Origin of the sequence: Pseudomonas sp. NPDC089392, assembly GCF_044749595.1 — a bacterium.
Classification (GTDB): domain Bacteria; phylum Pseudomonadota; class Gammaproteobacteria; order Pseudomonadales; family Pseudomonadaceae; genus Aquipseudomonas.
The window spans coordinates 48,891-54,890 of the sequence record NZ_JBIVIF010000044.1 but is presented as its reverse complement, the minus strand read 5'-3'; the positions used below and the strand labels follow the sequence as shown (position 1 = coordinate 54,890).

The 6,000-nt window shown below is 63.2% G+C and carries 6 protein-coding genes; 4 read left to right on the top strand and 2 right to left on the bottom strand.

Going from position 1 to position 6,000, the window contains the following annotated elements; genetic code table 11:
* The first annotated feature begins 288 nt into the window (after nucleotides 1-288).
* Together rhtA and ACIP1G_RS26525 are read left to right on the top strand one after the other, a co-directional pair.
* A complete protein-coding gene (gene rhtA, locus ACIP1G_RS26530) occupies nucleotides 289-1,176 on the top strand; it encodes a threonine/homoserine exporter RhtA (RefSeq protein ID WP_400742413.1) in 888 nt (295 codons plus the stop codon).
* Nucleotides 1,177-1,366: 190 nt separating this feature from the next.
* A complete protein-coding gene (locus ACIP1G_RS26525; RefSeq protein ID WP_400742411.1) occupies nucleotides 1,367-1,648 on the top strand; it encodes a hypothetical protein in 282 nt (93 codons plus the stop codon).
* Nucleotides 1,649-1,686: 38 nt separating this feature from the next.
* Here the strand turns inward: ACIP1G_RS26525 and ACIP1G_RS26520 are convergent, their stop codons facing one another.
* On the bottom strand, nucleotides 1,687-3,495 hold the full coding sequence (locus tag ACIP1G_RS26520) for an aminopeptidase P family protein (RefSeq protein ID WP_400742408.1): 1,809 nt from the start codon (nucleotides 3,493-3,495) through the stop codon (nucleotides 1,687-1,689).
* Nucleotides 3,496-3,681: 186 nt separating this feature from the next.
* On the opposite strand from ACIP1G_RS26520, the gene ACIP1G_RS26515 reads away from it, so the two are divergent.
* Both ACIP1G_RS26515 and ACIP1G_RS26510 read left to right on the top strand, forming a co-directional pair.
* Nucleotides 3,682-4,800: a DUF3182 family protein gene (locus tag ACIP1G_RS26515; RefSeq protein ID WP_400742406.1), complete on the top strand. Its 1,119-nt coding sequence runs from the start codon at nucleotides 3,682-3,684 to the stop codon at nucleotides 4,798-4,800.
* A complete protein-coding gene (locus tag ACIP1G_RS26510; protein WP_400742403.1) occupies nucleotides 4,784-5,554 on the top strand; it encodes an alpha/beta hydrolase family protein in 771 nt (256 codons plus the stop codon). Before ACIP1G_RS26515 ends, ACIP1G_RS26510 begins: the two co-directional genes overlap by 17 nt.
* Here ACIP1G_RS26510 and ACIP1G_RS26505 read toward each other — a convergent pair.
* A complete protein-coding gene (locus tag ACIP1G_RS26505) occupies nucleotides 5,533-5,913 on the bottom strand; it encodes an antibiotic biosynthesis monooxygenase (RefSeq protein WP_400742401.1) in 381 nt (126 codons plus the stop codon). The genes ACIP1G_RS26510 and ACIP1G_RS26505 overlap by 22 nt on opposite strands.
* Nucleotides 5,914-6,000 lie beyond the last annotated feature (87 nt).

Genomic DNA, 6,000 nt, shown 5'->3' with positions numbered 1-6,000 from the left:
TGGCCCGAAACAAACGTAGGAGCGGCTTTAGCCGCGAAGCGCCGCGCGGGCGGCGCTCGATCTCACAGGCGCTGAAGGTGTTGTGGCGGACACTTGTCAAAGCCAACACCATCTATAGACAGGCCCATCGCCGCCCTGACGCCCAGCGAAGCAACAGCAACAGCAACAGCAACAACTAACTCCCAAAACTCCATAAACAAAACTCCAGCCAGGTACCTTGCCCCCCACCCCACAATTGCGCACTATATTGCGCACCACCCCACCCAGCCCAAGGATCGCCGCCCAGAAATGAACACCCAGCCCCGCAGCCTGGCCGCTACCCTCTTCCCGATCGGCCTGCTGCTAATCGCCATGGCATCGATCCAGTCCGGTGCCTCCTTGGCCAAAAGCATGTTTCCCATCATCGGCGCACAAGGCACCACCACCCTGCGCCTGATCTTCGCCAGCATCATCATGCTGCTGATCCTGCGCCCATGGCGGGTACGCATGACCGCCAACACCCTGCGCAACGTCGTCATCTATGGCATGGCGCTGGGCGGCATGAACTTCCTCTTCTATATGGCTCTGCAAACAGTGCCTATCGGCATCGCCGTGGCCCTGGAGTTCACCGGCCCGCTGGCCGTGGCGATTTTCTCCTCGCGCCGGCCGATCGACTTCCTGTGGATTGCCCTGGCCATCGTCGGCCTGCTGCTGTTGCTGCCTGCCGGCCACGGCGGGCAGGCACTTGACCCACTGGGCGCCGCCTATGCCCTGGGTGCCGGGGTGTGCTGGGCCCTGTACATCCTGTTCGGCCAGCGCGCCGGGGCCGAGCATGGCATCCAGAGTGCAGCGCTCGGCGTTGTGGTCGCCGCCCTGTTCGTCGCCCCCATCGGTATCGCCCACGCCGGTAGCGCACTGCTTACGCCCGCCTTGATCCCCATTGCCCTGGGCGTCGCAGTACTCTCCACTGCCCTGCCCTACAGCCTGGAAATGGTTGCCCTCACCCGCATCCCGGCGCGCACCTTCGGCACCCTGATGAGCATCGAACCGGCGTTCGGCGCAATGTCCGGCCTGCTGTTCCTTGGTGAGGTACTGACCACCACCCAATGGCTGGCGATTCTGGCGATCATTACCGCGTCGGTTGGCACCACCTTGTCCATGCGCAAGGAGGCCAGCCCGGTCGTCGCAGCGGACTGATATGAGAAATATTTTCATTTGAGACGGGATTAATGATTGTAGCGGCCCGTCTCGCTGATTAAGCTGTCACAGAATCATCATCATTACGCTATCTACTGGACCCGCACACGGACGCAGGGGAAAATTCAGGAAGAACAAAGCGATAACGACGGGGCCTGACAGCTGATTCGCCCTGCATTTAAGGACAGGAATGAAACGTATTTTGCTCATCCTGGCCATCTTGGCTATTGCTGGATGTGCCGCCACGGCCAAGACTGAGGTCAAAAGGGGAAAGAAAGGCCTGCATATCAATTGCTCCGGCCTTTCCTCCTCGTGGGAGAATTGCTACAGCAAGGCGCAGAGCTCATGCAGCACCCGCGGCTATCGGGTCATCGCACGCTCGGGCGATAAGGATGAAGAACCCGGTGATTACTTGTTCGGAATCAATCCGGCGGGCTACACCAGCCGTAGCATGATCATCATCTGCAAGTAGAAAAAGGGCAGCTCGCAAGCTGCCCTTTTCATTTGCCCTTACAGCGGCGCAGTGCGCGCCGCCAACCAGGCCAGCGCTTCGCCCTTGAGCAATGGTGCCAGGCGCTCGCGCACCGTGGCGTGATACGCGTTCAACCAGTCCTGCTCTTCCCTGGCCAGCAGCTCGGGCAGCAGGCAACGGGTATCGATAGGGCACAGCGTCAGGGTCTCGAAGTTCAGGAAGTCACCGAAGGCACTCTTGCCCGCCTCGCGGTTGACCACCAGATTCTCGATACGCACCCCCCACTGCCCCGGGCGGTACGTGCCCGGCTCGATCGAACTGATCATGCCCACCTGCATTGCAGTCTGCGGTGCGGGCACCGCCTGGTAGGCGATCACTTGCGGCCCCTCGTGCACGTTCATGAAGTAGCCCACCCCATGCCCGGTACCGTGACCATAGTCGACCTGATCAGCCCAGATCGGCGCCCGGGCAATGGCATCGAGCAGCGGCGACAGCACCCCACGCGGGAACGTGGTGCGCGACAGGGCGATCATGCCCTTGAGTACCCGGGTGCAGTCCTGCTTCTGCTGGAGGCTGGGGTTGCCCACTGGCACCATTCGGGTGATGTCCGTAGTGCCGCCCAGGTACTGCCCGCCCGAGTCGATCAGTAGCAACCCGTCACCTTCGATGAGCGCATGCGACTGTTCGGTGGCACGGTAATGCGGCATCGCCCCGTTGCCATTAAAGGCGGCGATGGTCGAGAAACTCAGCGACACGAAATCCGGGCGGCGGGCACGCGCGGCACTAAGCTGCTCGTCGACCGTCAACTCGGTTATTGGCGCCTTACCCAAAGTGGCCTCGAACCAGGCAAAGAACTCGCACAAAGCCGCACCGTCCTGCTCCATGACCTGTCGGATATGCACCAGGTCGTCGTCACCTTTGCACGACTTGCTCAGGGTAGTAGGGTTGAGCCCCTCGACCAGCACCACCTCTGCTGGCAGGTTACCCAGCAGGCCGCAGGTGACCCTGGCCGGATCCACCAGCAGCCGGCTCCCGGCCGGAACAGCACCCAGCGCTTTGCCTGCTTCGCTATAGTCGCGCACCTCGATGCCGTCGGCCGCCAGTACCTGGCGCAGGTGCGCGTCCACCTTGTCCTGGCCGACGAACAGGATGGCCTGCTGCTGACTGATCAAGGCAAAGGCCAGGAAAACCGGGTTGTAGGACACATCACTACCGCGCAGGTTGAACAGCCAGGCAATGTCATCGAGGGTAGCGATGAAGTGCCAATCGGCGCCCTTGCACTGCATATCCTGGCGCAGTGTGGCGAGCTTTTCTGCCCGGCTCACCGTGGCGTGTGGCGACAAGTGCTGGTACACCGGATTAGCGGGCAGCGCCGGGCGCTCGTCCCAGACTTGGCCCAGCAAGTCCTTGTCGGTGACCAGCCGCGCCCCACGCGCCTTCAGCCGCTCGCCCAGCTGGCGCGCCGAGGCCTGCGCCATGACCGCACCATCCACCGCGACGCTGCCGTCAGGCTCGACGTGTTCGCCCAGCCATTCCAGCGCACCGGGCTTGCCCGGCAATAGCTTCATCAGCTGGATACCGCTGCCGGCCAGCTCGTGATCCGCCTGCTCCCAGTAGCGGCTATCGACCCACAACCCGGCAAAGCCGGGGGTGAGCACCAGCGTACCGACCGAGCCGTGAAACCCTGACAGCCACTGGCGCCCCTGCCAGTAACCGGGCAGATATTCGGAAAGATGAGGGTCGGCTGAAGGCACCAGCAAGGCATCGATGCCCGCTGCAGCCATGGCCTGGCGCACGCGCGCCAGGCGCTGTGGCACGCTTTGCTCAGGGGTGGTCTGGACGTTCATGCGCTCTCCTGCGGCTACATCACGGTTGATCCAATGTGCCGATAATGGAACAGCCGTCAGAGCCCTGCAATCGTCAGTGCGCGAACAGGACGCTTCCTACAGCAAGGCCGGCACCACCGATCAAGTCCCGCTGAACTTCCGCAAGGTACCGGCTTCACACTCAGTACATTCATTGCACACAGGCAAATGACCATGCCCAGTGCCTGCGACCCGAAAACCGCCGTGGTGCTGCTCGACACCCGCGAGCACACGCCCGAGCACGAGCATGCCGTGCACCTCAAGCTTGCCGATGGCCTGGCCCGCCTGCTGGGCTGCCCGCATGTACAGGCCTGGCAGCTGCCCGGCGCCGCCGCTGGCTACTATTACCTGCCGACCGAAACCCTGATCGACCCCAAGCGCCATGCCGCATTGGGCATTCACAGCGAACAGGACCTGTTTGGCGGCCTGGTGTCGTACCCCTACATGGCCACCAAGGCAATCTCCCACCCGTTGCCGGCCGGTGGCAGCTTTCCGCCGGGCTGGACCGATGCTTTCGCCCAGCAGGCGAGCGACGCCCTGCTGCGCGGCTACACCGTGTTCAGCAAGGCCGATGCGCGCAGCGCCGCACAGCTGCTACTGCTGGAAGGCCCCCTGCGAATCAAGCCGGTACTGGCCTGCGCAGGCCGCGGGCAACAGGTGATCACTGCGGCGGATGAGCTGGAACCCCTGCTGGCGGACATGGATGACCAGCAGTTAGCCCTGTGGGGGTTGGTCCTGGAAGAAGACCTGAGTGACGTAGAAACCTTCAGCGTCGGCCAGGTCCGCGTCGCTGGCCTGACCTGCAGCTATCACGGCACCCAGCAACTGACCCACGACCATCAGGGCACCGAGGTATACGGCGGCTCCGACCTGGTGGTGGTACGTGGCGATTACCAGGCCCTGCTGCAACTGCCTATGGAAGACCACCTGCGCCTGGCCATCAACCAGGCCATGGCCTACGAGCAGGCGGCCGAGCAGCACTTCCCCGGATTCATCGCCTCGCGGCGCAACTATGACATCGCCCGCGGCCAGACCCCTCAGGGCCACCTGCGCAGCGGTGTGCTCGAACAATCCTGGCGTTTGGGCGGTGCCAGCAGTGCCGAGCTGCTGGCCTTGCAGGCTTTTGCCGACGACCCGGCACTGCAACGGGTGCGTGCCTCCACCCATGAGGTGTTCGGCACACCCGACCTGCCCACTGACGCCACCCTCTTCTACCAAGGAAACGACAGTGAACTCGGACAACTCAGCAAATTTGCGCGGATTCGCGAACATGGCCATTCAGAGTGAGACCGTTGAACTGCAGGTCGAGAACGACAGCATCGCCGGCACCTTGGTCAGCCCTGGCAGCAAGATGCCGGGCATCCTTTTCGTCCACGGCTGGGGCGGCAGCCAGCAGCGCGACCTGGCCCGTGCCCGGCTCATCACCGGGCTGGGCTGCGTGTGCATGACCTTCGACTTGCGCGGCCATGAAAAAACCGAAAGCCAACGCCTGACCGTCACCCGCCAACAGAACCTGCAGGACCTGCTGGTGGCCTACGACCGGCTGCTCAGTCATCCAGCGGTGGACAGCAGTGCCATTGCCATCATCGGCAGCAGTTATGGCGGTTACCTGGCCACCTTGCTGACCCGCGAGCGGCCGGTCAAATGGCTGGCCCTGCGGGTGCCCGCCATGTACTGGGACGATGAATGGGATACCCCCAAGCAAACCCTCGACCGGCAACGGCTGAACGCCTACCGCCAGCGCTCGCTCGGCCCGGCGGACAACCGCGCGCTGGCAGCCTGCGCCGAGTTCGGGGGCGATGTGCTGCTGGTGGAGTCGGAGCAGGACGACTACGTGCCGCACAGCACACTGATGAGCTACCGTTCGGCATTCATCAGCGCCCATTCACTTACCCATCGTATCGTCGACGGTGCCGACCACGCGTTATCCAGCGAAGAGAGCCAGAAGGCCTACAGTTCGATCCTGGCGGCATGGATCAGCGAAATGGTGGTCGGCGCCCGCCTGGACCGCTACCCGCACTATGCGCCGTGGTACGCCTGAGGTTCACCAACCTGGCAATGCAGGCCGCCATCGGCAACGCGCACCAGGCTGCGCAGGGTCTGGTAGGCGGCAAAGTTGACGCCACGCGCCTGATGCCGGGCAAGCAAGTCCAGGAACGGCTCCTCGACGAAATGCACGGCTGCCGCCGCCCAGGCCTGACGTGACTGCCATTGCAGGTACTGCAGCACCCGGCTGCCATCATCGCTGGCCTGGATGCTGACACCCTGCAGCCCTTCACAGCGCGTCGCCAGTTCCTCGCTGCGCGCTACCAGCGCCTGGGCCAATGCTTGCTGGCACATGCTGGGCACTTCATATTCGATCATCTGGGTGAACCACAGGGCATGAGGTAACGCCGTCATCAACGGTCTCCTGGCTACGGACGCATGCAGCGCGATGCCGAGCAGGGTAAAACCTCGAGTTAAGTCAAGGTCAAGTGGTTTTTCCAC

What these genes read in the sequence shown, in the direction of transcription:
- rhtA (WP_400742413.1), top strand. Translation starts at nt 289, where the DNA reads ATGAACACCCAGCCCCGCAGCCTGGCCGCTACCCTCTTCCCGATCGGC.
- ACIP1G_RS26525 (WP_400742411.1), top strand. Translation starts at nt 1,367, where the DNA reads ATGAAACGTATTTTGCTCATCCTGGCCATCTTGGCTATTGCTGGATGT.
- ACIP1G_RS26520 (WP_400742408.1), bottom strand. Translation starts at nt 3,495, where the DNA reads ATGAACGTCCAGACCACCCCTGAGCAAAGCGTGCCACAGCGCCTGGCG.
- ACIP1G_RS26515 (WP_400742406.1), top strand. Translation starts at nt 3,682, where the DNA reads ATGACCATGCCCAGTGCCTGCGACCCGAAAACCGCCGTGGTGCTGCTC.
- ACIP1G_RS26510 (WP_400742403.1), top strand. Translation starts at nt 4,784, where the DNA reads ATGGCCATTCAGAGTGAGACCGTTGAACTGCAGGTCGAGAACGACAGC.
- ACIP1G_RS26505 (WP_400742401.1), bottom strand. Translation starts at nt 5,913, where the DNA reads ATGACGGCGTTACCTCATGCCCTGTGGTTCACCCAGATGATCGAATAT.